This window comes from Neorhizobium fuzhouense, assembly GCF_042611105.1.
In the GTDB taxonomy this organism is placed as follows: Bacteria; Pseudomonadota; Alphaproteobacteria; order Rhizobiales; family Rhizobiaceae; genus Neorhizobium; species Neorhizobium galegae_A.
Genome location: NZ_JBHFFP010000001.1, coordinates 552,293 through 575,646 on the forward strand (window position 1 = coordinate 552,293; position 23,354 = coordinate 575,646).

The 23,354-nt window shown below is 62.7% G+C and carries 30 protein-coding genes and 1 pseudogene; 14 read left to right on the plus strand and 17 right to left on the minus strand.

What is annotated here, in order from left to right; translation table 11 throughout:
• The first annotated feature begins 76 nt into the window (after positions 1-76).
• The 6 genes from ACEXP3_RS02790 (at position 77) to ACEXP3_RS02815 (ending at position 3,932) form a co-directional block, all read left to right on the plus strand.
• Positions 77-211, plus strand: a complete 135-nt coding sequence (locus ACEXP3_RS02790) for a hypothetical protein (RefSeq protein WP_377295876.1) — start codon at positions 77-79, stop codon at positions 209-211.
• Complete coding sequence (locus tag ACEXP3_RS02795) at positions 208-957, plus strand: metal ABC transporter ATP-binding protein (protein ID WP_377295877.1); 750 nt, start codon at positions 208-210, stop codon at positions 955-957. Before ACEXP3_RS02790 ends, ACEXP3_RS02795 begins: the two co-directional genes overlap by 4 nt.
• Complete coding sequence (locus ACEXP3_RS02800) at positions 954-1,826, plus strand: metal ABC transporter permease (RefSeq protein ID WP_377295878.1); 873 nt, start codon at positions 954-956, stop codon at positions 1,824-1,826. Before ACEXP3_RS02795 ends, ACEXP3_RS02800 begins: the two co-directional genes overlap by 4 nt.
• Before the next feature lie 17 nt (positions 1,827-1,843).
• A complete protein-coding gene (locus ACEXP3_RS02805) occupies positions 1,844-2,740 on the plus strand; it encodes a metal ABC transporter substrate-binding protein (protein ID WP_377295879.1) in 897 nt (298 codons plus the stop codon).
• Positions 2,741-3,078: 338 nt separating this feature from the next.
• Positions 3,079-3,639 (plus strand): hypothetical protein, encoded by a 561-nt coding sequence (locus tag ACEXP3_RS02810; protein WP_377295880.1) that lies wholly within the window; start codon positions 3,079-3,081, stop codon positions 3,637-3,639.
• Positions 3,636-3,932: a hypothetical protein gene (locus tag ACEXP3_RS02815; protein WP_377295881.1), complete on the plus strand. Its 297-nt coding sequence runs from the start codon at positions 3,636-3,638 to the stop codon at positions 3,930-3,932. Before ACEXP3_RS02810 ends, ACEXP3_RS02815 begins: the two co-directional genes overlap by 4 nt.
• A gap of 54 nt (positions 3,933-3,986) precedes the next feature.
• Here ACEXP3_RS02815 and ACEXP3_RS02820 read toward each other — a convergent pair whose 3' ends face one another.
• The 7 genes from ACEXP3_RS02820 to ACEXP3_RS02850 all read right to left on the minus strand — a co-directional run bounded on the left by ACEXP3_RS02820 (position 3,987) and on the right by ACEXP3_RS02850 (position 8,589).
• The gene (locus ACEXP3_RS02820) at positions 3,987-4,295 is read right to left on the minus strand and encodes a Dabb family protein (RefSeq protein WP_210103282.1); all 309 of its coding nucleotides are present in this window, start codon (positions 4,293-4,295) and stop codon (positions 3,987-3,989) included.
• A gap of 83 nt (positions 4,296-4,378) precedes the next feature.
• Positions 4,379-4,822, minus strand: a complete 444-nt coding sequence (gene rnhA, locus ACEXP3_RS02825; RefSeq protein WP_377296070.1) for a ribonuclease HI — start codon at positions 4,820-4,822, stop codon at positions 4,379-4,381.
• Entirely contained in the window at positions 4,819-5,799 is a 981-nt protein-coding gene (locus ACEXP3_RS02830; RefSeq protein WP_377295882.1) for a homoserine kinase, read from the minus strand. Before ACEXP3_RS02830 ends, rnhA begins: the two co-directional genes overlap by 4 nt.
• Positions 5,800-5,927: 128 nt before the next feature.
• Complete coding sequence (locus tag ACEXP3_RS02835; RefSeq protein WP_377295883.1) at positions 5,928-6,362, minus strand: type II toxin-antitoxin system HicB family antitoxin; 435 nt, start codon at positions 6,360-6,362, stop codon at positions 5,928-5,930.
• A 5-nt stretch (positions 6,363-6,367) separates the two neighbouring features.
• The gene (locus ACEXP3_RS02840) at positions 6,368-6,556 is read right to left on the minus strand and encodes a type II toxin-antitoxin system HicA family toxin (RefSeq protein ID WP_377295884.1); all 189 of its coding nucleotides are present in this window, start codon (positions 6,554-6,556) and stop codon (positions 6,368-6,370) included.
• Between the two features lie 263 nt (positions 6,557-6,819).
• Complete coding sequence (gene ispH, locus ACEXP3_RS02845; protein ID WP_210104112.1) at positions 6,820-7,824, minus strand: 4-hydroxy-3-methylbut-2-enyl diphosphate reductase; 1,005 nt, start codon at positions 7,822-7,824, stop codon at positions 6,820-6,822.
• A 159-nt stretch (positions 7,825-7,983) separates the two neighbouring features.
• Positions 7,984-8,589 carry a TetR/AcrR family transcriptional regulator gene (locus ACEXP3_RS02850; protein ID WP_377295885.1) on the minus strand — a complete coding sequence of 202 codons (606 nt, stop codon included), beginning with the start codon at positions 8,587-8,589 and terminating at the stop codon, positions 7,984-7,986.
• A gap of 72 nt (positions 8,590-8,661) precedes the next feature.
• Here ACEXP3_RS02850 and bdcA point away from each other — a divergent pair, with 72 nt between their 5' ends.
• Positions 8,662-9,375: an SDR family oxidoreductase gene (gene bdcA, locus ACEXP3_RS02855; RefSeq protein ID WP_377295886.1), complete on the plus strand. Its 714-nt coding sequence runs from the start codon at positions 8,662-8,664 to the stop codon at positions 9,373-9,375.
• 39 nt (positions 9,376-9,414) lie between these two features.
• Here the strand turns inward: bdcA and ACEXP3_RS02860 are convergent, their stop codons facing one another.
• The 8 genes from ACEXP3_RS02860 to coxB all read right to left on the minus strand — a co-directional run bounded on the left by ACEXP3_RS02860 (position 9,415) and on the right by coxB (position 15,922).
• The gene (locus ACEXP3_RS02860) at positions 9,415-10,137 is read right to left on the minus strand and encodes an SURF1 family protein (protein ID WP_377295888.1); all 723 of its coding nucleotides are present in this window, start codon (positions 10,135-10,137) and stop codon (positions 9,415-9,417) included.
• Positions 10,138-10,153: 16 nt separating this feature from the next.
• Positions 10,154-10,537 carry a DUF983 domain-containing protein gene (locus ACEXP3_RS02865; protein WP_377295889.1) on the minus strand — a complete coding sequence of 128 codons (384 nt, stop codon included), beginning with the start codon at positions 10,535-10,537 and terminating at the stop codon, positions 10,154-10,156.
• A 74-nt stretch (positions 10,538-10,611) separates the two neighbouring features.
• Positions 10,612-11,487, minus strand: coding sequence for a cytochrome c oxidase subunit 3 (locus ACEXP3_RS02870; protein ID WP_210103290.1), 876 nt, complete (start codon positions 11,485-11,487; stop codon positions 10,612-10,614).
• A gap of 58 nt (positions 11,488-11,545) precedes the next feature.
• Positions 11,546-12,151 carry a cytochrome c oxidase assembly protein gene (locus tag ACEXP3_RS02875; RefSeq protein WP_377295890.1) on the minus strand — a complete coding sequence of 202 codons (606 nt, stop codon included), beginning with the start codon at positions 12,149-12,151 and terminating at the stop codon, positions 11,546-11,548.
• 31 nt (positions 12,152-12,182) lie between these two features.
• The gene (locus ACEXP3_RS02880; RefSeq protein WP_508436194.1) at positions 12,183-12,317 is read right to left on the minus strand and encodes a cytochrome c oxidase system small membrane protein; all 135 of its coding nucleotides are present in this window, start codon (positions 12,315-12,317) and stop codon (positions 12,183-12,185) included.
• A 2-nt stretch (positions 12,318-12,319) separates the two neighbouring features.
• Positions 12,320-13,270, minus strand: coding sequence for a heme o synthase (locus ACEXP3_RS02885; protein WP_377295891.1), 951 nt, complete (start codon positions 13,268-13,270; stop codon positions 12,320-12,322).
• A gap of 66 nt (positions 13,271-13,336) precedes the next feature.
• A complete protein-coding gene (gene ctaD / locus ACEXP3_RS02890) occupies positions 13,337-15,034 on the minus strand; it encodes a cytochrome c oxidase subunit I (protein ID WP_377295892.1) in 1,698 nt (565 codons plus the stop codon).
• Between the two features lie 15 nt (positions 15,035-15,049).
• The gene (gene coxB / locus ACEXP3_RS02895; protein ID WP_377295893.1) at positions 15,050-15,922 is read right to left on the minus strand and encodes a cytochrome c oxidase subunit II; all 873 of its coding nucleotides are present in this window, start codon (positions 15,920-15,922) and stop codon (positions 15,050-15,052) included.
• 320 nt (positions 15,923-16,242) lie between these two features.
• Between coxB and ACEXP3_RS02900 the strand changes: the two genes are divergently transcribed.
• From ACEXP3_RS02900 to ACEXP3_RS02920, 5 genes and pseudogenes are all read left to right on the plus strand, one after another.
• Entirely contained in the window at positions 16,243-16,917 is a 675-nt protein-coding gene (locus tag ACEXP3_RS02900) for an invasion associated locus B family protein (protein ID WP_377296071.1), read from the plus strand.
• Between the two features lie 135 nt (positions 16,918-17,052).
• Entirely contained in the window at positions 17,053-18,468 is a 1,416-nt protein-coding gene (tldD, locus tag ACEXP3_RS02905; RefSeq protein ID WP_377295894.1) for a metalloprotease TldD, read from the plus strand.
• 9 nt (positions 18,469-18,477) lie between these two features.
• A pseudogene (locus ACEXP3_RS02910) lies at positions 18,478-18,945 on the plus strand (GrpB family protein); the annotation flags it as partial.
• Between the two features lie 12 nt (positions 18,946-18,957).
• A complete protein-coding gene (locus ACEXP3_RS02915; RefSeq protein ID WP_377296072.1) occupies positions 18,958-19,392 on the plus strand; it encodes a bleomycin resistance protein in 435 nt (144 codons plus the stop codon).
• A gap of 11 nt (positions 19,393-19,403) precedes the next feature.
• On the plus strand, positions 19,404-20,090 hold the full coding sequence (locus ACEXP3_RS02920) for an HAD family hydrolase (protein ID WP_377295895.1): 687 nt from the start codon (positions 19,404-19,406) through the stop codon (positions 20,088-20,090).
• Here the strand turns inward: ACEXP3_RS02920 and ACEXP3_RS02925 are convergent.
• On the minus strand, positions 20,077-20,379 hold the full coding sequence (locus ACEXP3_RS02925; protein ID WP_377295896.1) for a nucleoside triphosphate pyrophosphohydrolase family protein: 303 nt from the start codon (positions 20,377-20,379) through the stop codon (positions 20,077-20,079). The two genes, ACEXP3_RS02920 and ACEXP3_RS02925, sit on opposite strands and share 14 nt — an antisense overlap.
• 217 nt (positions 20,380-20,596) lie before the next feature.
• Here ACEXP3_RS02925 and ACEXP3_RS02930 point away from each other — a divergent pair, with 217 nt between their 5' ends.
• Together ACEXP3_RS02930 and ACEXP3_RS02935 are read left to right on the plus strand one after the other, a co-directional pair.
• Positions 20,597-21,388, plus strand: coding sequence for a sulfite exporter TauE/SafE family protein (locus ACEXP3_RS02930; RefSeq protein ID WP_377295897.1), 792 nt, complete (start codon positions 20,597-20,599; stop codon positions 21,386-21,388).
• Positions 21,389-21,470: 82 nt separating this feature from the next.
• On the plus strand, positions 21,471-22,526 hold the full coding sequence (locus ACEXP3_RS02935; protein ID WP_377295898.1) for a polysaccharide deacetylase family protein: 1,056 nt from the start codon (positions 21,471-21,473) through the stop codon (positions 22,524-22,526).
• Between the two features lie 67 nt (positions 22,527-22,593).
• On the opposite strand, the gene pdxH is transcribed toward ACEXP3_RS02935, so the two are convergent.
• Positions 22,594-23,214: a pyridoxamine 5'-phosphate oxidase gene (pdxH, locus tag ACEXP3_RS02940; protein WP_377295899.1), complete on the minus strand. Its 621-nt coding sequence runs from the start codon at positions 23,212-23,214 to the stop codon at positions 22,594-22,596.
• Between the last annotated feature and the right edge of the window lie 140 nt (positions 23,215-23,354).

A 23,354-nucleotide genomic window follows, 5' to 3' on the forward strand; every position in this document is an offset into this window, starting at 1 on the left:
GGCGGGGCTTGCCATTTTTTCGCCGCGATTGTTATAACATAACAAAATTCATACTACCCATCCGAGACACCTGCTCATGCCCACTCCCCTGCCGACGCCTGCGCCTGCCTCTCGTATTCTCCAGCATTCGGCGCTTGCTCGGCTGGCTGTGGTTGCTGTCGTGATCGGCGGCCTCTGGCTTGCCATCTCCTGGGCGGTCGTTCTGCCATGAGCGCCCATCCGGAACCCGTGATCCGCCTGCACAATCTGACCCTTGCCTATGACCGGCATCCGGCTGTGCATCACCTTTCCGGCACGCTGAAGACGGGCAGCCTGACGGCAATTGCCGGTCCAAACGGGGCCGGCAAATCGACGCTCATGAAGGCCATCGTCGGCGAATTGAAGCCGGCGGAAGGCCGCATCGAGCACAGGCTTGGCCGCACCGAGATCGGCTACCTGCCGCAGGCGGCCGAGATCAACCGGCGATTTCCGATCGATGTGCTGGATACGGTGCTTTTGGGAGACTGGAAGGCGAGCGGCGCCTTTGGCCGGGTGCGCCACGCCGCGATGGAGCGTGCGCGCCAGGCGCTGCAGACGGTCGGCCTCGACGGGTTCGAAACGCGGCCGATCGGGTCGCTCTCGGCCGGCCAGTTCCAGCGCGTGCTCTTTGCCCGCCTGCTGCTGCAGGATGCCCGCGTGATCCTGCTCGACGAACCGTTTACCGCCATCGATGCCCGCACCACCCGCGATCTTCTGGAAATCGTGGCCAACTGGCATGGCGAAGGCCGCACCGTGGTGGCGGTGCTGCATGATTTCGACCAGGTGCGCAGCCATTTCCCCGAGACGCTGCTGATTGCCCGCGAACTGATCGGCTGGGGACCAACAGCCGAAGTAATGGCGCCGGAAAACCTCTTGCGCGCCCGCGCCATGGCCGAGCGTTTTGATGAAAACGCCGAAATCTGCGAGCCGGCCGCATGAGCGCCTACGACATCTTTTTCGCGCCCATGGTGGATTATGGTTTTATGCGCCGCGCGCTGGTCGCCTGCCTGTGCCTCGCGCTCGGCTCCGGCCCCATCGGCGTTTTTCTGATGATGCGGCGCATGAGCCTGATGGGCGATGCGCTGAGCCATGCGGTGCTGCCGGGCGCTGCCATCGGCTATCTAGTGGCCGGCTCGCTCTCGCTGACGGCCATGGGCCTTGGCGGGCTGGTGGCGGGGCTTTCGGTGGCGCTTCTGTCGGGTGCCGTCAGCCGGGCCACCGTGCTGTCTGAAGATGCAAGCTTTGCCAGCTTCTATCTCGCCTCGCTTGCGCTTGGCGTTCTCATCGTCTCGCTGCGCGGCTCCAATATCGACCTCCTGCATGTGCTCTTCGGCACGATCCTCGCCATCGATGCCCCTGCCCTCACCCAGATCGGCGCGATCACCTCGCTCACCCTTGTGGTGCTGGCCGTCATCTATCGCCCGCTGGTGGCGGAATGTTTCGACCCCGGCTTTTTGCGCGCCGTCGGCGGGCGCGGGCCGCTCTATCACGTCGCCTTTTTGCTGATGGTGGTGCTGAACCTTGTCGCCAGTTTCCAGGCGCTCGGCACGCTGATGGCCGTCGGCCTGATGATGCTGCCGGCCGCCATTGCGCAATTATGGGCGAAGAACCTGCCCGCCATGCTGGCGGTTGCCGTCGGCACGGCGCTTGTCTCCGGCTATTTCGGCCTCATCGCCTCCTACCATCTCGAAATCGCGTCCGGCCCGACCATCATCATGACGGCGGCGATCCTCTACGGAATTTCGATCTTCATCGCGCCCTCCGGCATTGCCCGGCGCTATTTCCCCCGCCCGCACCTCAAGGGTTAACCGCAAGGAGCCTGCCCATGTTCTCCCGCACACTCTGCCTGTCTGCCGCACTGCCGGCCCTCATCGCCTTTGCCGCGCCTGTTTCGGCGGCCGAGCTGAAGGCCGTCGCCTCGTTCACCGTTCTCGCCGATGTCGTCCATCAGGTCGGCGGCGACAAGGTGAAGGTGACGAGCCTCGTTGGCCCCGACGGCGACCCCCATGAATTCGAACCCTCGCCGAAGGACGCCAAGGCGCTCAAAGCCGCCGACGTGGTGTTTGTGAGCGGCGAAGGCCTGGAAGGCTGGCTCGACCGGCTGATCTCGGCCTCCGGCACAAAGTCGAAGCCAGTCACCGTTTCGGAGGGCATCAACACCCGCACGATGGAAGAAGACGGCAAGACGGTGACCGATCCGCACGTGTGGAACAGCCCGGTCAACGTCAAAATCTGGGTCGCGAACATCGAAAAGGCACTTTCCGCCGCAGACCCAGCCGACGCCGCCACCTTCAAGGCAAACGCCGAAGCCTACACGAAAAAGCTCGACACGCTCGACGCCTATGCCCGCGAAAAATTCGCAAAAATCCCGGAAGACCGCCGCAAGGTGCTGACCAGCCACGACGCGTTTGGCTATTTCGGCCGCGAATACAAGGTGACCTTCCTGTCGCCGCTTGGCGTTTCGACCGAAACCGAAGCCTCTGCCGCCGACGTTGCCAAGCTGATCGACCAGATCAAGGCCGAACACGTCAAAACCTATTTCTTCGAAAATTCCAACGACCCGCGCCTGGTCAAACAGGTCGCCAAGGCAACCGGCGCTGAGCCGGGCGGCGAGCTCTACGTCGAATCCCTGTCAAAGCCGTCTGGCCCTGCGGGCACGTATGAAAAAATGTTCCGGTTCAATGTGGATCATCTGGCCGGCGCGATGAAGGCGGGGAGCTGAGGTTTTCGTTTTTGGGGGTGGCTTGGCGGGCCTTTTAAGGCTGCCCCTCACCCTAACCCTCTCCCCGCAATGCGGGGCGAGGGGACGCATTTGCCGAAACCGCCCGCCCCACCAACCGCTCTGCGGGCCGCGAGGGCAGCGGCACATCCCTTCTCCCCGCCCAGCGGGGAGAAGGTGGCGGCAGCCGGATGAGGGGCTTTGCGCTTGATAAGATTCACCACTCTACATTCTCTCCTAAAATTATCAATATTATTTAAATAGACTTCGAATAAATAATAATATTGAAATCAAAACAGAAATATTTACATTATTAATTAAGTCCAATCCGGCATTTCCCGATGAAGAATATTTGGAAAGCGATCCTGAAAATCATCCCGATTTTATTCAGTCGTGGATGCGGGAGGTTTGCCTTAGGTGTGATTGGTTTGGGCGTAGGCGCAATTTTTTCCGGACCCTGGTGGGCCCCTCTTTTAATGTCTGCCGCCGAACAGTATTTAGAACTACATACTATACCTGCGTTTATGACACCAATTTGGCTATCAACTCCACTTGGGCTTGCTCTAATAGTTTCTGGATTTTTCGTATTTTACTTCTGCCCCCATCAGAACGGCCACTCGGATCCGCCCGTGGATCCGCGTGGCGTACGATTTCGTATCGGCTCTCCCACTGCATTTAAGGAGTTCGCGGAGCGATTGTGTAGACAAGAGAGGCTCGAAATTGAATTACGAGGCTTCCATGATGAGGAATGCAACACGAGGCTGCGAGAAACTGAAGAGCGCCATCACACCTCTCTTGAAGAAGCATTATTAGAGCTGCGCAAGTTCTCCATAGATTTGGTAATTCGGCCTTACACAGTTCGCAGGATGTCTCAAACCATGGTCATGGAAGTAGTCCGATGACGACTCTGTCATTCCCCAAACCTCCCGGGGGTATCCTCACCTACCCCAATAATACAAGCCCGATTATTAACAAGGACCAGACAACTGGCGAAATAAATGCGGAATGTTATATTCCTTTAAGTGGCGCGGGATTGCAGGCGATGAAGAATGGTATTCTCTCTCGTATCTTCGGCGAAGAAAGAAGTTCCGAAACCGTCATAACTGCTGCGGAAGATTCTATTCTCGCTTCCGGCGAATATTACAATCCTCATCTCGGCTTGTTTTGGTTCAAAGTATCAGACACGCAGTTTTAGCAAGGCGATAGGCGACATTGCATACTTTGGATGTTCAGCGCCAATGCCCCCCCCTCACACCTCCAGATCAAACACCAGCAGCCCCGCCAGCCCGCCGTCGCAGGCCGCCACGATGCGTTCGCCGACTGCCTTGTGGTCGGGGTGGATGAGGTAGGCGTCGCGGGCGTCGGCTGTTTCGAAGGTGACGGCAAAGCCGTCCTGAAAACCGCCGCTCAGGCCTTCGGGCGAGACATTGGGGCCGACCTTGATCGAGACGATACCGGGGATGATATCCTTGAGGGCAAGGACCGCATCGAAGATCGATTGCTTGTCGGCCGTGCCAAGGGCTGATTTGAGGCGCAGGAAGACGCAGTGCAGGATCATGGTGTTCTCCGTGGTGGGTCTCTTCCGGTTTCTGGCGATGCGAAGGAGGGCGGCCGGCGCTCGCCATCCTTGTTTTAAAAAATTCAGCGTTTCTTGAAGGGCGTCATGCCGAGGCGCGCCAGTTCATCGGCGCGTTCGTTTTCCGGGTGGCCGGCATGGCCTTTGACCCAGTGCCAGGTGACCTTGTGGCGCTGGTTTGCCGCGTCGAGCTGCTGCCACAGCTCGCCGTTCTTCACCGGCTTCTTGTCGGCGGTTTTCCAGCCGTTCTTCTTCCAGCCAAAGATCCATTTCGAGATGCCGTCCATGACATATTTGCTGTCGGTATGGAGGCTGACCTCGCAAGGGGTTTTGAGCGCATTGAGCGCGGTGATGGCGGCGAGCAGCTCCATGCGGTTATTGGTCGTATCCGCTTCGCCGCCGTAAAGCTCCTTCAAGGTTTCGCCATAGCGCAAAATGGCGCCCCAGCCGCCGGGGCCGGGATTGCCGGAACAGGCGCCATCGGTAAAGATTTCCACCTGTTTCATCAGATCCCCTCCCCGCGCGGCGCAAGGCCATATTCCCCGGGCGAGACGATGGCGCGGTGGAAGCGCAGCTTTCGCAGATATTCGAGCGGATCCTTCTTCACTACCAGCGCGCCCGCGGGCGTCGTCAGCCAGTCATAGAGGCGGGTGAGGAAGAAGCGCAGGGCAGAGCCACGGCAAAGGATCGGAAGGGCTGCCGCCTCCGCATCCAGGAGCGGCCGCACCGACTGGTAACCGGCGAGCATGGCCGCGCCTTTTGCGAAATTATAGGCGCCATCGGCCTCGAAACACCAGGCATTGAGGCAGATCGCCACGTCATAGGCCAGGAGATCATTGCAGGCGAAATAGAAATCGATAAGGCCGGAGAGCGTGTTATTGAGGAAGAACACGTTGTCCTGAAAGAGATCGGCATGGATGACGCCGGCCGGCAGATCGCGCGGCCAGTGGGCGGAGAGAAAATCCAGTTCATCGCCGATTTCCGCCTGCAGCCCCGCCAGAACCTCGTCGGCGCGCGGGCCGGCCTTTGCCCAGAGTTCCACCCACCCATCCAGCGAAAGGGCGTTCGGCCGCCTTATGGAAAAATCCGCAGCCGCCAGATGCATCTCGGCCAGCGCCTTCCCGACGTCATGGCAGTTCTGCGCCTCGGGCTTGCGCAGCCACACACCTTCCAGGAAGGAAATCAGCGCGGCCGGCCGGCCGGAAAGCTCGCCCGTCAACGCCCCGTCGCGGCGCGGCAGAGGCAGCGGGCAGGAGAGGCCCCGCTTAGCCAGATGCTGCATGAGGCCTAGGAAGAACGGCAGGTCGCCCGCATCCACCCGCTTTTCATAGAGCGTCAGGATCAGCGGCTCCTTGGTGGTGTGCAGCAGGAAATTGGAATTTTCAACGCCTTCGGCAATCCCCCGATAGGAGGTGAGCTCGCCCACATCATATTGCGCCAGAAAGGTCTTCAGGTCGGTTTCGGAAATATCGGTATAGACGGCCAAATCTGTATGTCCTGCGCTTCGGGCTTTGCGACGTCATGCCCGCAAAGGCATACAGCGGCAGGCGCCGGCATGGCTAGCCCCTTGGGCCCCATGGGCACAGGATTTGGCGGGGACGCGACCATGCGCAACTAGGCAGACAATGGATATCCGCGAATATTGTTTGGGTTGTCATCGTCTTGCATCTGCCGCCGTGCGGCCTGCGCCAGAAACCCTGAGCGCGTCAGGCCATGGGTTTCGGAATAGGCATCAATGGCGCGCAGCACATCTTCCGGCAGCGTGATGTTGAGCCGCACGGCTTTGGCAGAGCGGGTTTTCAACGCCACCAGAACCGCAACCCCCTCGCGATTGTCAGGGTCTTGCATGATCGCCTCCAGCGACGAGGGTTCCGGCAGCGCCTCGCCATCCTCGATCAGGCCCTCCACATGGAAATTCAGCGCCTCCTCCGCCATCCGCCGCGCCTCATCCAGATCTGTGCCCGCCGTAATGACGCCCGGGAAATCGGGAAAGGAAACGCCGTAATCGCTGCCTTCATCCTTGTGGATCAAACCGATGTAATTGCGCATGCCTGTTACCTCAGCTTCAGCCCGGACTGCTTCTCGATGCTCTTCAGCGTCCCAATCGGGATCTCGCGCTTCGGGTGCGGCACCGTCACCCTGCCCGGCTTGTCTGGATGCTTGAACTGCACGTGGCTACCCCTGGTCGCCACCTCGCGCCAGCCGTTTGCTTTCAGCACCGCGATGATGTCCGCGCTTTTCATAAAGGTGATCTATACACACTTCGTGTGTATGATGCAAGAAATCCGAAGACTGGATCTAGGCCTCGCGCTGGCTACGCCCTGGCCCTTCGCTTTGGGCTCAGGGCGTTCGGCGCTGAAATCGATTCGCTGGATCGATTTCTCCGGGCGCGAGAGCGCCCGGCCGTCGCGCTGGGCTTAAGCCCCCGGCCCTTCGCTTTGGGCTCAGGGCGTTCGCGGCTCAAAACGTGCCACTGGCACGTTTTGCCGGCTGGCGCCGTCGCCGCTCACCCATTCACCCAGGCCATGTCTTCGCGGGTGAGTTCGACGTTGCGCAGTTCACGGTTGACGAGGAAATGTTCGTTTTCTTCTGCTGTGATCGCAAGCTCCACCGTCGCATCGAAGCGCTCGCGAAAAGCCTCGATGATTTCGTCGACGATGACTTCCGGCGCAGAGGCGCCGGCGGAAATGCCGAGCGTGCGGATCGGTCCCACCTCGTCCCAGGCGATTTCGGCGGCGCGCTGGACGAGCAGCGAGCGGGTGGCGCCGGCGCGAAGCGCCACTTCCACCAGACGCTTGGAATTGGACGAATTGGGTGCGCCGACGACGATGAAGAGATCGCAGCCGGGGGCCGCCTGCTTGACCGCTTCCTGCCGGTTGGTCGTCGCATAGCAGATACTGTCGGCCGAGGGCGCCGTGAGGTTCGGAAACCGTTCCTGAAGCTTTGCAATCACGCCCGCCGTATCATCGACCGACAGCGTCGTCTGCGTCACATAGCCGAGATTGTCGGGATCGATCGGCTGATAGGCTTCCGCGTCCGCAATCGTATCGATGAGCGAGACCGTGCCTTCCGGCAGCTGCCCCATGGTGCCGATCACTTCCGGATGGCCGGCATGGCCGATGAGGATGACGTGGCGGCCGAGCCGCTGGTGGCGCATGGCCTGCTTGTGAACCTTCGACACCAGCGGGCACGTGGCATCGAGATAGAACAGGTTGCGGCTCTCAGCATCCTCCGGCACGGATTTCGGCACGCCATGGGCGGAAAACACCACCGGCTGGGCACGGTGCTCTTCCGGGATCTCGTTCAGTTCCTCGACAAAGACGGCGCCCTTGGCCTCCAACCCTTCCACAACATAGCGGTTGTGGACGATCTCGTGGCGCACATAGACCGGCGCGCCATAGGCCTTCAGCGCCAAAACGACGATCTGGATCGCCCGGTCGACGCCGGCGCAGAAACCGCGCGGGCCACAGAGGCGGATGGAAAGGGGCGGTTTCGACACCTGGATGTTCATAATCATTCCGGCTGAATGTCCATGTTCGCCCTCATATAAGCGAGCCGGGCGCCATGCGCCATGCAAAAAGACAAACGCCGCGTGCAAGGGCTGCGCCGGCCATGGCCCATCGCCGCCATCCCGCTGCGCGGTCGCCCGGAACCGGACGAAAACCGACGCCTACCCGGCTTTTCCGGAAAGCTCCTGCGCCACCGCCCGGCCGGCCATGCGCGCGATGGCAAGCAGCCGGTCGGCGTCGAGGCCGTTGCGGGCCTTGGCCGACAGGCCGGACATGGTGGAACTGACGAAGTCGGTCATGCGGTCGGCAGCTTCAGGATGTCGCGCGGCAATGAAGGCGCGGATAACCGCCTCGGCATGGGCCTGCGCGGCGCAGGCGGCGTCGCGCGCACCCGGATCGTCGCAGCGCGTCCCCTCGACCACGAGGCAGCCAGTGGCAACCGGATCTGCGACATACTGCCGGGCTGCCGCTTCCAGAACCGCCGCCAGGCATTCCGCCACCGGCTGGTCCGGCCGCAGGAGATCGGCAAGCGGAACAGCGCCGGTCGCTGCGTAGCGATCAAGCACGCGGGCGTAAAGCCCCGCCTTGCTGCCAAAGGCGGCGTAGAAACTCGGCGGATTGATGCCCAGCGCCTCGGTCATATCGGCCACACTCACGGCATCGTAGCCACGGGCATGAAACAGCTGCTGCGCGGTTGCGACCCCTTCATCGGCATCGAACCGGCGCGGGCGGCCGCGGGATCGGGACGTATTTTTTGTATCACTCACTACATAAACCTTGACGCTGATGTCTCACCTATTTATGTAGCACTCGTTACGTTAATTCACAAGGATGTACATATGACCACGTTCAAGGGAAAATCCGTGCTGGTGCTGGGCGGCAGCAGGGGTATCGGCGCCGCCATCGTCCGGCGCTTCGCCGCCGACGGCGCGACGGTGACATTCACCTATGCCGGATCGCAGGGGGCAGCCGAGCAACTGGCCGCAGAAACCGGAAGCACGGCAGTCTTCACCGACAGCGCTGACCGTGACCAGGTGATATCCCGCGTGCGCGACAGCGGGCCGCTGAATATTCTGGTGGTCAATGCCGGGATTGCCTTCTTTGGCGATGCTCTGGAGCAGGATCCGGATGCCGTTGACCGGCTTTTCCGCATCAACATTCAGGCGCCCTACCATGCCTCGGTCGAGGCGGCGCGGCAGATGCCGGAGGGCGGGCGCATCATCGTGATCGGTTCCGTCAACGGCGACCGGATGCCGGTGCCGGGCATGGCATCCTACGCCGTCAGCAAGTCTGCCCTGCAGGGCCTGGCGCGCGGTCTGGCCCGCGATTTCGGGCCGCGCGGCATCACCATCAACGTGGTGCAGCCGGGCCCGGTCGATACGGACGCCAATCCGGAAAACGGTCCGATGCGGGAGCTCATGCACAGCTTCATGGCCATCAAGCGCCATGGCCGGCCGGAGGAGGTCGCCGGAATGGTCGCCTGGCTTGCCGGCCCGGAAGCCGGCTTCGTCACCGGCGCCATGCACACGATCGACGGTGCCTTCGGCGCCTGATCACCGGGTGCGAAGGGGCGGCGCGTCAATGGCCCCGTGCTAGCGCCGCCGCCCCTTCCACCAGAGGCTTCCCGTCACCAGCACCAGCGCAAAGGCAAGGCCATACCAGGTCACCGCATATTGCAGGTGGTTGTTGGAAAGCTCGAACTGGGTCACGCCGCCTTCCGGAATGCCGCCGGGGTTCTTTACCGCGTCGTCCACATCGACAAAGAAGGGCAGCACGTTTTGCGGATCGAACCCGGTTGAAGACACCATGGCATCGAGATCCTTCCAGTAGAAGATGTTCTTTGCCAGATCGTTGTCGGGCACCAGCCAGGACGGCTTTTTCGAGAGCCGGTTGCGGAAATAGCCGGTGAGCGCGACCCGCCCTTCGACCTGGCCTGCCTTGCGCGTTTCGGCCGATTTCATCTCGTAGGGCACGAAGCCGCGATTGACGAAGAGGGTCTTGCCGCCCGCCAGCATCATCGGCGTATAGATGTAAAAGCCGCTGCGGCCCTGATGGGTGGCAAAGAAATGCCGCTCGCGGCTGTGATCGAACACGCCTTCGATGCGCACGCGGGCATATTCCTCATCCGTCCCCGCGCCTTGCTTATCCGCCACCACCGAAAGCGCGACGGGATCGGCCTCACGGCGCTCGGCGATCTGCGCCAGAAGCGCCTCCTTCCAGTGCAGCCGCTGCACCTGCCAGGTGCCGAGCGACAGGAGGAGGGCAAGCACCAGACAGACGGAGATCGCGGTCGCCAGACGCTTGGCCGCGCTCATGGGGGGCTTTTGCGGCTCAGTCACGGTCGATCCGGCCTTCGCTTGCGCTATGCCTGTATTGCAGCGAAATCAGCAGGCCCTTCAGCAGCCGCAGCGACACAAGGCATGTGATGACGGCAAAGGGCAAGGTCACCAGAAAATGCCAGATCACGCTCGGATGGAAGGTGAACTCGAACCACAGGGCAAAACCGACGACGAGAAAGCCGACCAGCAGCATGACGAAGACGGCCGGCCCATCGCCCGAATCGGCAAAGCCGTAATCCAGCCCGCAGGCCGTACAGCGCGGACGCACCGTCAAAAGGCCGTCGAACAGCTTTCCCTGTCCGCAACGCGGGCAAGAACCGCGAAGGCCGGTCGCCACGGCATCCTGCGGCGGAAAATGTGCTTCATCCTGTGGCATGAAAAACCTTCCGGCACGGGTTCCAAATGAAAAGGGCGGCAGGTGCCGCCCTCCTCTCATCTTTCAGGCGGCGCTCAATGCGCCAGCGGCGCGCCCCAGCCGCCCCAGACATAGATAGCGAAGAAGAGGAAGAGCCAGACGACGTCGACGAAATGCCAGTACCAGGCAGCCGCCTCGAAGCCGAAATGCTTGGTCGGGGTAAAGCCGCCATTGGCCGCCCGGATCAGGCAGACGAGCAGGAAGATGGTGCCGACAAAGACGTGGAAGCCGTGGAAACCGGTCGCCATGAAGAAGGTCGCGCCATAGATCGAGTTGCTGAACTCGAAGGGCGCATGGGCGTATTCGTAGGCCTGCACGAAGGAGAAGAACAGGCCGAGTGCCACCGTCAGTGCCAGGCCGTTCACCACGCCCTTGCGGTCGTTGTGCAAAAGCGCATGGTGCGCCCAGGTCACGCAGGTGCCGGAGAGAAGCAGGATCACGGTGTTGTAGAGCGGCAGGTGCCAAGGATCGAGCACTTCGATACCCTTTGGCGGCCATTGGCCACCGGTGGCCGTCACGCGGCTTGCCTGGATCGCCTCATTGGCAAAAAGGCTCGCATCGAAGAAGGCCCAGAACCAGGCGACGAAGAACATCACTTCCGACGCGATGAACATGATCATGCCATAGCGCAGGTGCAGCGATACGACCGGCGTGTGATGGCCCTCGCGGCCTTCCTTGATCGTATCGGCCCACCAGCCGACCATGGTGTAGATCAGGATCGCCAGGCCGATGAAGAACAGCCACGGATGCGCAAAATCCAGACCGAACAGGTGGAACTGCCCGCCATGCAGGTAGCGCATGTAGCCAACGCCACCGAAGGTCAGCACGAAGGCGCCGAGCGAGGCCATGAGCGGCCAAATGCTCGGGTCGATGATATGGTAGTCGTGGTTCTTTTGATGCGCTTGCGCCATGCCAGCAGTCCCCGATGTTTCTCCTCAAGCCTCCCCGCGCAAGCGGGCAGGCCCTCTCTCACAACTTCTTCGCGCTGCCTTCGCCCTTATCCTTCAAACCGGCAACCGGTTTTGCCCCCTGGCTGGGATAGAAGGTGTAGGACAGCGTGATATTCTTGATATTCTTCGTTTCCTCAGCCTTGACGATTTGCGGGTCGATGAAGAACACCACCGGCATGTCGAGCGTCTGGCCCGGCTGAAGGGTTGTCTCGGTAAAGCAGAAGCACTCCACCTTGTTGAAATAGGCGCCGGCTTCCATGGGCGTCACGTTGAACACCGCCATGCCGGTGACGGGAACAGGCGAGCGGTTGGTGGCCTGATAGGCGATCTGCACCGTTTCGCCGATTTTTGGCTCGATGGAGCGGTTGACCGGCTTGAACTCCCAGTTGAGGCCGGGCGAGATATTGGCGTCGAAGGTGACGCGCATCGTGGTGTCGAGAATGGTCTCGGAATACTGCTCGACGCGCTGCGTCGTGCCGTTATAGCCGGTGACCTGGCAGAACAGCCGGTAGAGCGGTACGGAGGCATAGGCCGCGCCGACCATGCCGCCGACGAAGACGAGGCAGGCGACCAGGATCGCGCCGTTGCCGACCTTCTGTTTCCTCACGGTGCTGTCAACCGTCATGCCGTACTCCTCCATCCCCCTCAAAGACGCTTCAGCCGGTCCCACTGATCTTGATCAGCGTCACCACGTAGAAGATCACCACCAGCGCGCCGAGCACCAGGCCAAGCGCGATATTGCGCCCGCGACGGGATTTCTTCTGCGCCTCGTTGATCTTGACGGTCTCCACCATCACAGACCTCCGGCAAGGCCGGCAAACGCCCCGGCATAATGGCTGGCAATCAGGCCAAGGAAGATCGCAAACAGATAGACCAGCGAATAGGCGAACATGCGCTTGGCCGGCAGCATTTTCTCGTCGCCGTCGGCCATGCGCCAGACGGCGATGGAACAGAGCACGAAAAGGGCGCCGAGAATGGCAGCAAAGGCACCGTAGACCCAGCCGACAAGGCCGGTCAGCGCCGGCGACACGCCGACGATGGCGGTGGCGACGGCATAAACGACGATCTGGTTCTTAGTGGCCCGCTCACCGGCAACATTGGGCAGCATCGGCACGCCGACGGCGCCATAGTCGCGCATCTTGAACAGCGCCAGGGCCCAGAAATGCGCCGGCGTCCACAGGAAGATGATGAGAAAGAGCAGGATGCTGTCGAGCGAGACGGAACCGGTGACGCAGGCCCAGCCGATCATCGGCGGAAAGGCGCCGGAGGCTCCGCCGATCACGATGTTCTGCGGCGTCGAGCGCTTCAGCCACATCGTATAGACGACGGCATAGAAGAAGATGGTGAAGGCCAGGAAGCCCGCGGCAAACCAGTTGACCGCAAGCCCGAGGATACAGACGGAGAAGGTCGAGAGCGTCAGCCCGAAGGCGAGCGCTTCCTGCGGACGGATGCGGCCGGCCGGAATGGGGCGGCGCGCCGTGCGCGTCATCACCGCATCGATATCGGCATCGTACCACATGTTGAGCGCACCCGAGGCGCCGGCGCCAACGGCAATGCACAGGATGGCGATGAAGCCAATGACCGGATTGATCGAGCCCGGCGCCAGCAGCAGGCCGGCAAAGGCCGTGAACACCACCAGCGACATGACGCGCGGCTTCAACAGTTCGAAGAAATCGCGCGCGCCTGCTTCCGACAGATAAAGATCGTCGTCTGCAAGGGTGGCGTGATGATCGATGGCGGTCATGCAATTGGTCCTGTTGTCTCAAGCGGACCATGGCGCGGCAACCGCGCCATGGCATTGGCAAAACGCTTACTTGATGCGCGGCAACTGTTCCCACTGGTGGAAGGGCGGCGGCGAAGAGAGCTGCCATTCCAGCGTGGTCGCACCTTCGCCCCACGGATTGTCGCCGGCGACGCGCTTCTTGGCAAAGGCTTCCCAGACGCTGAAGAGGAAGATCAGCACGCCGACAAACGAGATGTACGAGCCGATGGACGACACGTAGTTCCAGCCGGCAAAGGCATCCGGATAGTCGATGTAGCGGCGCGGCATGCCGGCAAGGCCGAGGAAATGCTGCGGGAAGAACACGAGGTTCACGCCGACGAACATCACCCAGAAATGCAGGTTGCCGAGCTTTTCCGAATACATGTAGCCGGTCATCTTCGGGAACCAGTAGTACCAGGCGGCAAAGATCGCAAAGACGGCGCCGAGCGACAGCACGTAGTGGAAGTGGGCCACCACGTAATAGGTGTCGTGCAGCGAGCGGTCGAGACCGGCATTGGCAAGCTGGACGCCGGTGACGCCACCGACGGTGAACAGGAAGATGAAGCCGATCGCCCAGATCATCGGCGTGCGGAATGACAGCGAACCGCCCCACATCGTCGCAATCCACGAGAAGATCTTGACCCCCGTCGGCACCGCGATGACCATCGTGGCGAAGACGAAATAGCGCTGCGCATCAAGCGACAGGCCGACAGTGTACATGTGGTGGGCCCAGACGATGAAGCCGACGGCGCCGATCGCCACCATCGCATAGGCCATGCCGAGATAGCCGAAGACCGGCTTCTTGGAGAAGGTCGAGACGATGTGGCTGATGATGCCGAAGCCGGGCAGGATCAGGATGTAGACTTCCGGATGCCCGAAGAACCAGAACAGGTGCTGGTAAAGGATCGGGTCGCCGCCGCCTTCCGGCGCAAAGAAGGTCGTGCCGAAATTGCGGTCGGTGAGCAGCATGGTGATGCCGCCGGCCAGAACCGGAAGCGACAGCAGAAGCAGGAAGGCGGTGACCAGCACGGCCCAGGCAAACAGCGGCATCTTGTGCAGCGTCATGCCCGGAGCGCGCATGTTCAAAATGGTGGTGATGAAGTTGATCGCGCCAAGGATCGACGAGGCCCCCGCCACGTGCAGCGAGAAGATCGCCAGATCCACAGCCGGTCCCGGCTGGCCTGAGGTGGCCAGCGGCGGATACATGGTCCACCCGCCGCCGACGCCGTAAGCCCCTGCCGGGCCTTCGACGAACATCGACAGAAGCAGCAGGAAGAAGGCCGGCACGATCAGCCAGAAGGAGATGTTGTTGAGGCGCGGAAACGCCATGTCCGGCGCCCCGATCATGATCGGGATCATCCAGTTGGCAAAGCCGCCGATCATCGCCGGCATGACCATGAAGAAGATCATGATCAGCGCATGCGCGGTGGTGAACACATTGTACATGTGCTTGCCGCCGTCGATCGCCGCATCGCCCTCGAAACCGTAGACCATGGAGGCAAGGCCATGGAAGATCTGGATGCCGGGCTCCTGCAGCTCCATGCGCATGGCAACGGAGAGAAGGCCGCCGATGATGCCCGCGATGATCGCGAAGATCAGGTAGAGCGTGCCGATATCCTTGTGGTTGGTCGACTTGAACCAGCGATCGAAGAAGCTCAGCGTGTGGTCGTGATGATGGTCGTCGCCGGCATGCGCCTCGTGGGCAGCATGGGCGTGGTGACCGTCGTGTGCGGAATGTCCAGCCATTGTCCTAACTCCCCCTTACTTGGATGCGACCGTGAGCGCCGGCGCATCGGCAGACGCCGTCAGCACCTTGTAGGCACCCGGCAGGTCACTTGCGGCGGCCGTCAGCCAGGCCTTGTACTTGTCCTCGGACACGATGCGGATGGCGATCGGCATGAAGGCGTGGTCCTTGCCGCAGAGCTCGGAGCACTGGCCATAGTAGAGGCCTTCCTTCTCGGCGCGGAACCAGGTCTCGTTGAGGCGGCCGGGCACCGCATCGATCTTGACGCCGAAGGCCGGCATGGCGAAGGCGTGGATCACGTCGGTCGGAGCGGCCGTCACCAGCATGCGCACGGTCTTGTTGACCGGCAGCACCATCTCGTTGTCGACGGCCAGGAGGCGCGGATAGACCTTCATGTCGGTCTTTCCGGCGGTCGCGCGGTCGCCGTCATGCAGCATGTAGCTGTCGAAGGCCACCGGCGTTTCGCCGCCCTCGTATTCGTAATTCCACTGCCACTGCGTGGCGGTAGCCTTCACCGTCACGTCGGGATTTTCCGGCATGGTCAGCTGGGCGTTCAGAAGGTTGAACGAGGGAATAGCCAGGAACAGCAGCACCAGAACCGGGCCGAGCGTCCAGGCAACTTCGATGGCCGTATTGTGGCTGGTGCGCGAGGGCACCGGATTGGCGCTGGCGCGGAACTTCACCACGACCACCACCAGAAGCGCCAGCACGAACAGCGTGATGGGCACGATGAACCAGAGGCTGTAATGGTTGAACCACTTGATCTCGTGCATGATCGGCGTCACCGCCTGCTGCTGGTCGATCTGCCATGGAACCGGTTGGTCTGCAGCCGCCCCCGAGGCGCAGAGCAGACAGATCATCGCAGCGAAAGCTGCATAGGCTCTGTTCATCACTATTTCTCTCCCCAAGCATTTGATCTGGATCAGATCGAAACGCAGAATCCCAAGCTATAGGCTATCGGTTCAATCACAGTTTGCCAACTGCCGCAATATGCGCCAGTTGCATCTGGCGTTCGCGCCCGTGCGGCATTTTTGCGCGTTGTCAATTCCGCGACGATCCGCCCGGGCGTATCGCACCCGCATTATCCCCTTGCAACAGCGCCAACCGGCAGGAAACTCGGCCTTCGCGCGGCTCCGCATTTTTGCCGCACTCGCCTGAAAAGAGGGTAAGGGCTTTTCATTAACCCTCCCCGGCGACAAGATTAGCACGACTGATTCGAAAGACAGAGGTATTCATGCGTTTCTCCCTCCTGCGCGCCGCAGCGCTGGCCGCTCTGCTGCCCGGCGCCCTGCTCGCCAGCCCGGTCCTGGCGCAAGCGCCGCAGACGGGGGAAAAGCAGGCAAGACCGCAGCAGAGCGCGCCCCAGCAACCCTCTGCGCAGCAGACGCCGGCGCTGACGCCCGGCGCCCAGCAGCCGGCTGCACCCGGCGCGTCCCCGGCCGGCGCTCCGCCCGCCGGCACCGTGCGCGGCAATCATGGCGCCTGGTCCGTTCTCTGCGACAAGCCGGCCGGAAGCTCCGTCGAACAATGCGCGCTGATGCAGAATGTCATTGCCGAGGACCGGCCGGAGGTCGGCCTTTCCGTCGTCGTCCTGAAGACGGCAGACCGCAAGGCCAAGATCCTGCGCATTCTCGCGCCGCTCGGCGTACTCCTCAAGGACGGCATGGATCTCTTCGTCGACGGCAACAATATCGGCCGCGCCTATTTCACCCGCTGCTTCTCCGAGGGCTGCTATGTGGAGGTGGAGATCGACGACGAGCTGATGAAGATCCTGCGCGCCGGCAAGAACGCCGTCTTTGCGCTGCGTGAATCCGTCGACCAGGACCGCGTCGGCATTCCGATCGAGCTTGCCGGCTTTGCCGATGGTTATGACGCGCTGCCCTGATCTCGGTTGACGCCCCACAAGGGCGTGGCTGCGCGGTCCGCGGCGGCGAAGATAAACTTGCGCCGCCGTTCTGACAGACCTACATCGGACGTGAAAGCCGGATGCATCCCAAGCGTCCGCCACAGGAGCGCCACGATGACCACCGACCTCATCAACCTTTTCGATTGCGACGAGACGCGGCTGCGCGAGATGGTGGCCGCAGCGCTTGCCGGCGCCGATGATGGCGAACTGTTTCTCGAGCATGCGCAGGCCGAATCGCTCTCCTTCGACAACGGGCGCCTGAAGGGCGGCTCCTTCAACACCGACCAGGGTTTTGGCCTGCGCGCGGTGGCGGGCGAAGCCGTGGGCTATGCCCATGCGGGCGAGCTGTCGGTGTCTGCCCTGTCGCGCGCGGCCGATGCGGTTGGCGCGGTCACCCGCGGCTATTCCGGCTCCTATGCGGCCGCGCCGCAGCGCACCAACAGACGCCTTTACGGGGACGAAAACCCGATCGGCTCTCCGACGTTCGAGCAGAAGGTGGCGCTTTTGACTGAAATCGACGCCTATCTGCGCGCCAGGGATCCGAAAGTCCGCCAGGTGACGGCCTCGATTGCCGCGAGCTGGCAGGTGGTCGACATCCTGCGCGCCGATGGCCACCGCGTGCAGGACGTGCGCCCGATGACGCGGCTCAACATTTCCGTCGTGGTGGGCGAAGGCGACCGCCAGGAGAGCGGCTCCTTCGGCACCGGCGGGCGCATCGGCTTTGGCGATTTCATCGCGAACGGGAACTGGCAAACGGGCGCCGACGAGGCGCTGCGCCAGGCCTTCGTCAACCTGGAAGCCATCGAGGCGCCGGCCGGCACCATGGATGTGGTGCTCGGCAACGGCTGGCCGGGCGTGATGCTGCACGAGGCCGTCGGCCACGGGCTGGAAGGCGATTTCAACCGCAAGAAGACATCCGCCTTTGCTGGTCTGCTCGGCGAAATGGTGGCAAGCCCCGGCGTCACCGTGGTCGATGACGGCACGATCGACAACCGCCGCGGCTCGATCACCATCGATGACGAGGGCACGCCGTCGGCTTATAACGTGCTCATCGAAAACGGCAGGCTGGTCGGCTACATGCAGGACCGGCAGAATGCCCGCCTGATGGGCATGACGCCGACCGGCAACGGCCGCCGCCAGGGCTATGCCCACCAGCCGATGCCGCGCATGACCAACACCTACATGCTCTCGGGCGATAAGACGCCGGAGGAAATAATCGCCTCCGTGAAAAAGGGCATCTATGCCGTCTCCTTCGGCGGCGGTCAGGTGGACATCACCTCCGGCAAGTTCGTCTTCGGCTGCACGGAAGCCTATCTCATCGAAAACGGCCGGATCGGCGCGCCCATCAAGGGCGCCATGCTGATCGGCAACGGCCCGGATGCGATGAAGCGCGTCTCGATGGTCGGCAATGATTCCAAGCTCGATACCGGCATCGGCAATTGTGGCAAGGCGGGCCAATGGGTGCCGGTCGGCGTCGGCCAGCCGCATCTCCGGATGGACCAGATCACCGTCGGCGGCACCAAGGCCTGACGGAGCGCCATGGCGAAGCGGGTTAAGATCAGCGATTACGACCCCGCCTGGCCGCTGGCATTCGAACGGGCAGGCGCCGAACTGCAGCGGCTTCTGTCCCTGCCGGCCTCAGCAATCGAGCATGTAGGCAGCACGGCCGTCCCCGGTCTCGCCGCCAAGCCGCTGATCGACATCGATGTGACGGTGGCGGATCCGGGCACCATTCCGGATCTTGCGACACGCCTGGAAAACGCCGGATACCAGCCGCGCGGATCGCGCCACGGCGATGGCGTCTTCGCCTTCCTGATGCCGGGTAATCCCGGCTGGCGGGTCTATCTCTGTCCGCCCGACAGCCGGACCCATCGCGACCGCGTCACCTTCCGCGACGCACTGCGGGCCAATCCGCATCTCGCCTTTGCCTATCGCGTCCTGAAGCAGGAGCTGGCCGGCCTTTATGCCGAGGATGGCGACCGCTACACCGCTGCCAAGGGCGACTTCATCCGCGACGCCATAGCCGGGACAACCGCCTCCGAAAACGCGCTGGTTCCGGAGCTTGCCGTCACCGACTGGGCGGCAAGTCGCGCTTTCTACCTTGATCTCATCGGCTTTACGGTCCTCTACGAGCGCCCGGACGAGGGCTTTTCCTTTCTGACGCTCGGAAACGCCCAGCTGATGATCGACCAGATCGGCACCGGCCGCACCTTCGATGACGCGACACCGCTCGCACCCCCGCTCGGCCGCGGCCTCAACCTACAACTTCGCGTGCCGGACCTTTCGGCCCTCGTCAGACGTCTGGAACGCGCCGGTCATCCGCTTGTCCTGCCGGTCGAGGACACATGGTATCGCCGCGACGACCACGAGGTGGGCAACCGCCAGTGCCTCGTCGCCGATCCCGACGGCTACCTCTTGCGGCCCTTCGAGGATTTGGGTATCCGGCGTTTTTGAAGGCAAGTTCCATGCTCACACTTCCCCGCCTGCCGCAGGCCGTCATCTTCGATATGGATGGCCTGTTGCTCGATACCGAAATCCTCTATCGCCGCTCGATCATTTCCGCCGCCACGGAGAAGGGTCTTCCGATCGGTCCGTCGATCTATGAGGGGATGCTGGGCAGGCCCTGGGTCAGCATCGCGGGCCTTTTGCGGGAGCATTACGGCGAAGCGTTCGATGCCGATGGCTTTAGGGCGGTATGGCTTGCGCATTTCGACCGGCTGCTGGAAACCGACCTGCGGCTGAAGCCGGGGGTGACGCAGATGCTGAATCTGCTCGACACCCTGTCCATTCCGCGCGCCGTCTGCACCTCCTCGGCCCATTTCCAGGTCAAGCACCACCTCGGCGAACTCGGTATTCTCGGGCGCTTCGACCATGTGGTGGCGCATGGCGATTATGCCCGCGGCAAGCCGGCGCCAGATCCCTATCTGACGGCCACGGCACGGCTCGGCGTCGCGCCGGCGCTTTGTCTGGCGCTCGAGGATTCCCACAACGGCATCCGCAGCGCGGCCGCCGCCGGGACCATGGCGGTGATGGTGCCCGACATGCTGCAGCCGACAGAGGAAATCCGGGCGCTCTGCGCGGCCGTGGCCGACAGTCTTGACCATTGCCGCGCCTTCTTCGATCGTCACCCGGCCGTCGTTACGCCGGCCTGAACAGCCATTTGCGCTCCACCGCCGCGGCAAGATCGAGACCGTTGGCATGGGCAAACAGCAGGATGTGGCCGAGCACATCGGCGGCTTCGTCGGCCAAGTCGCGCTGCATGTCCTCGACACTGCGGCCCTTGGGCCGACCGCGGCCGCTGAGACGGTTCCAGCTTTGCGTGAGTTCGCCCACTTCCTCGTGCAGTTTCAGCACGAACCAGTCGGGATCGCGCGTCACGCCATGCGCCTCGGCATAGCGCCGGGAGGCGGTTTCGAATTCATCGATCAGCTGGCGAAGCATCCTGTTCTCCTTTTGTTTCATTCACAGAACACCGATTCGCCGCCAAGGTCCATCCGCTCGCGTCAGGCGCATCAGGAGTCGCCCTGCCCGGCGATGACGTGTCGGAACGGCTCTCCGCCCCGCATTCGCTTGACAGACCTTTGCGGCGGACGCAGAACCGGCGCTCACATTCCTCCATCCGCCCCTTCAGAACGCCCTCCCCCGACCCGGCCCGCCCATGACCCTTTCCGACATGCTTGCGGCAGATGTCGCGGCCTTTCCTGCCCTGCATCCGCTGGGGCAGATCCTCGCCCTTCTCGCCACCGCCCTGGTGGCGGGTCTGGCGCGCGGGTTTTCCGGTTTCGGTGGCGGCCTGATTTTCATTCCGATGGCCAGCGCCATTGCCGGGCCGCAGGCCGCCTCGCCGCTTCTTCTGGTGGTCGACTGGGTGATGACGCTCGGAATGTTGCCGCAGGGGTGGCGGCGGGCGAACCGGCGCGAGGTGGCAACGCTTCTCATCGGTGCGCTTGCCGGCGTGCCCGTCGGCACGGCACTTCTCGCCTTTGCCCCGCCGCTCGTGCTGCGCTGGATCATTTCGGTGACGGTTATTGCCCTTCTTGCCTTCCTCATCAGCGGCTGGCGCTACAAGGGCCGGCCGAAGGCACCGCTTGGCGTTGCAACCGGTGCGGTTGCCGGCCTCTTCGGCGGCGTCGCGCAACTGTCCGGCCCGCCGATCGTCGCCTATTGGCTGGGCGGGGCGAGCGACCGGGTGGTGGTGCGCGCCAATATCGTGCTTTATTTCGCGCTCGCCTCCCTGATATCGGCCACCGCCTATGTGAGCGCCGGCCTGTTGCGGGTCGATACGCTGCTTCTCGCGGCAGTCGTCGGCCCCGGTTACGGTCTTGGCATCGCGCTTGGTTCGCGCCTGTTCGGCTTTGCCGACGAGGCGACGTTCCGGCGCATCTGCTTCTGCCTGATTGCCGGCGCCGGCCTCCTCAGCCTGCCGGTGTTCGACGCTCTGCTGCACTGATGGTATTTGCAGTGCTTCATTAGCAAGGCTTAAAGGTCTCAGCGCTAGCGTGCCGCGAACAACTGGCGGTGAAGCAGTGCAGATGAACGGAAAGATCGACGCCCTGTGGCGCCGCAGTGTCAAGCGTGGCCTGATTGCCGGCGGGCTTGAAACGGCGGGCATTCTGGCGCGGGCTGGCCTGATGCGCGAGGCGCGCGGTCGCGGCGCGATTTTCACCCTGCATCACGTGCGCCCGCCGGAGCCGCGGCTTGCCGCGCCGAACGCACATCTGGAAGTGACGCCGCAATTTCTCGATGCCGCCATCAGCCGGCTTGCCGAGGATGGCTATGATTTCGTCGCCCTTCAGGACGTGCCCGCGCGCCTAGCCGAACCGCCCGCGCGCCCCTTTGCCTGCTTCACGCTGGATGACGGCTACCGCAACAATGTCGAGCACGCTTTGCCGGTGTTCGAGCGTTACCAGGTGCCGTTCACGATTTTCATCAATGAGGGCTTTGCCGACCGCACCCACACCATTTGGTGGGAAACGCTAGCCGAGCTGTTGAACGAGACCGACAGGCTGAGCTTCGATTTCGGCGCCGGGCCGGAAACGCTTGATCTGACCGCCGGCAGTGCCCGGCTCGATGCGTTTGACCGCTTTGCGCTTTATGTCGAACGCGACAACGAAGCCGATGCGGTGGCCGAGCTTGATGCGCTGGCGTGCCGCCATGGGATCGAGCCGCTCGACATCACACGCCGGCTGACACTCGGCCGCGAGGATCTGTCAAAACTGTCGCACCATCCGCTCGCCTCGCTGGGCGCCCATACCGTCAGCCACCGGGCGCTGAAACGCCTGTCGGATGCCGATGCCGGCGCCGAGATGAAGCGCTCCGCCGACTGGCTGGAGGCCCTCACCGGCACACGTCCGGCCGCAATCGCCTATCCCTACGGCACGCAGGCCGCCGTTTCCGAGCGCGACCAGGCGCTGGCGCAGGCACTCGGCTTCACGGTGGCCGTGACAACGCAGCCGGGCACGGTCTGCGCGGCCGACACCGAACGGCTGACCGCCCTGCCGCGGATTTCGCTGAACGGCTATTACCAGGAGCCCCGCTACGTCGCAGCCCTTGCCTCCGGCATTCCCTTCGCCATGGGCACGCCCTGATCAGAACGCCCTGACGGGCGCGCCTTGACTCCGGGGAAACCCGGTGACGGAAGGGCAGCCCCTCCTGTCACGGATACATGCGGACCTTCGACCAGCCTTCGGCCTCGCCCTCGCGGCGAAACTCCACCCGGTCATGCAGGCGGAACGGACGGTCGTGCCAGAACTCGATCGAGCTCGGGACAATGCGAAAGCCCGACCAGTGGGCCGGACGCGGAATGTCGCCGATGGCATAGCGGGCGGTATATTCGGCCACGGCCTTTTCCAGCGCAAAGCGTCCCTCGAGCGGACGCGACTGTTTCGATGCCCAGGCGCCGATCCGGCTGCCGCGCGGGCGGGATGCATAATAGGCATCCGCCTCGTCGTCGGACACGACGCTCACCGGTCCGCGCAGCCGCACCTGCCGGCGCAGCGACTTCCAGTGGAAGCACATCGCGGCCTTGCCTTGCCCTAAGATCTCCCGGCCCTTCTGGCTTTCGAAATTGGTATAGAAGACGAAGCCGCGCTCGTCGAAGCCCTTGAGCAGCACCATGCGCACATTGGGCAGGCCGTCTGCATCCACCGTCGCAAGCGCCACGGCATTGGGATCGTTGAGTTCGGAACCTTCCGCATCCTTCAGCCATTCAGCAAACAGGGCGAAGGGCTCGTTTTCCTCGGTGAAGTCACCGCTTGTTAACCGATCTTGCGACATATTGACTAAAATGCTCCCGATCTGATCAAATGGACCCGTGAACCTTTTCCGGACTGGACGCAAGGTGGCAGTGACAGACAAGACAAAATATCGCATCCGATCGCCGCTGTCGCTCACGCTCAAAGCAGCCCTGTTGGTTA

What these genes read in the sequence shown, in the direction of transcription:
- ACEXP3_RS02790 (WP_377295876.1), top strand. Translation starts at nt 77, where the DNA reads ATGCCCACTCCCCTGCCGACGCCTGCGCCTGCCTCTCGTATTCTCCAG.
- ACEXP3_RS02795 (WP_377295877.1), top strand. Translation starts at nt 208, where the DNA reads ATGAGCGCCCATCCGGAACCCGTGATCCGCCTGCACAATCTGACCCTT.
- ACEXP3_RS02800 (WP_377295878.1), top strand. Translation starts at nt 954, where the DNA reads ATGAGCGCCTACGACATCTTTTTCGCGCCCATGGTGGATTATGGTTTT.
- ACEXP3_RS02805 (WP_377295879.1), top strand. Translation starts at nt 1,844, where the DNA reads ATGTTCTCCCGCACACTCTGCCTGTCTGCCGCACTGCCGGCCCTCATC.
- ACEXP3_RS02810 (WP_377295880.1), top strand. Translation starts at nt 3,079, where the DNA reads ATGAAGAATATTTGGAAAGCGATCCTGAAAATCATCCCGATTTTATTC.
- ACEXP3_RS02815 (WP_377295881.1), top strand. Translation starts at nt 3,636, where the DNA reads ATGACGACTCTGTCATTCCCCAAACCTCCCGGGGGTATCCTCACCTAC.
- ACEXP3_RS02820 (WP_210103282.1), bottom strand. Translation starts at nt 4,295, where the DNA reads ATGATCCTGCACTGCGTCTTCCTGCGCCTCAAATCAGCCCTTGGCACG.
- ACEXP3_RS02835 (WP_377295883.1), bottom strand. Translation starts at nt 6,362, where the DNA reads ATGCGCAATTACATCGGTTTGATCCACAAGGATGAAGGCAGCGATTAC.
- ACEXP3_RS02840 (WP_377295884.1), bottom strand. Translation starts at nt 6,556, where the DNA reads ATGAAAAGCGCGGACATCATCGCGGTGCTGAAAGCAAACGGCTGGCGC.
- ispH (WP_210104112.1), bottom strand. Translation starts at nt 7,824, where the DNA reads ATGAACATCCAGGTGTCGAAACCGCCCCTTTCCATCCGCCTCTGTGGC.
- bdcA (WP_377295886.1), top strand. Translation starts at nt 8,662, where the DNA reads ATGACCACGTTCAAGGGAAAATCCGTGCTGGTGCTGGGCGGCAGCAGG.
- ACEXP3_RS02860 (WP_377295888.1), bottom strand. Translation starts at nt 10,137, where the DNA reads ATGAGCGCGGCCAAGCGTCTGGCGACCGCGATCTCCGTCTGTCTGGTG.
- ACEXP3_RS02865 (WP_377295889.1), bottom strand. Translation starts at nt 10,537, where the DNA reads ATGCCACAGGATGAAGCACATTTTCCGCCGCAGGATGCCGTGGCGACC.
- ACEXP3_RS02870 (WP_210103290.1), bottom strand. Translation starts at nt 11,487, where the DNA reads ATGGCGCAAGCGCATCAAAAGAACCACGACTACCATATCATCGACCCG.
- ACEXP3_RS02875 (WP_377295890.1), bottom strand. Translation starts at nt 12,151, where the DNA reads ATGACGGTTGACAGCACCGTGAGGAAACAGAAGGTCGGCAACGGCGCG.
- ACEXP3_RS02885 (WP_377295891.1), bottom strand. Translation starts at nt 13,270, where the DNA reads ATGACCGCCATCGATCATCACGCCACCCTTGCAGACGACGATCTTTAT.
- ctaD (WP_377295892.1), bottom strand. Translation starts at nt 15,034, where the DNA reads ATGGCTGGACATTCCGCACACGACGGTCACCACGCCCATGCTGCCCAC.
- coxB (WP_377295893.1), bottom strand. Translation starts at nt 15,922, where the DNA reads ATGAACAGAGCCTATGCAGCTTTCGCTGCGATGATCTGTCTGCTCTGC.
- tldD (WP_377295894.1), top strand. Translation starts at nt 17,053, where the DNA reads ATGACCACCGACCTCATCAACCTTTTCGATTGCGACGAGACGCGGCTG.
- ACEXP3_RS02920 (WP_377295895.1), top strand. Translation starts at nt 19,404, where the DNA reads ATGCTCACACTTCCCCGCCTGCCGCAGGCCGTCATCTTCGATATGGAT.
- ACEXP3_RS02925 (WP_377295896.1), bottom strand. Translation starts at nt 20,379, where the DNA reads ATGCTTCGCCAGCTGATCGATGAATTCGAAACCGCCTCCCGGCGCTAT.
- ACEXP3_RS02930 (WP_377295897.1), top strand. Translation starts at nt 20,597, where the DNA reads ATGACCCTTTCCGACATGCTTGCGGCAGATGTCGCGGCCTTTCCTGCC.
- ACEXP3_RS02935 (WP_377295898.1), top strand. Translation starts at nt 21,471, where the DNA reads ATGAACGGAAAGATCGACGCCCTGTGGCGCCGCAGTGTCAAGCGTGGC.
- pdxH (WP_377295899.1), bottom strand. Translation starts at nt 23,214, where the DNA reads ATGTCGCAAGATCGGTTAACAAGCGGTGACTTCACCGAGGAAAACGAG.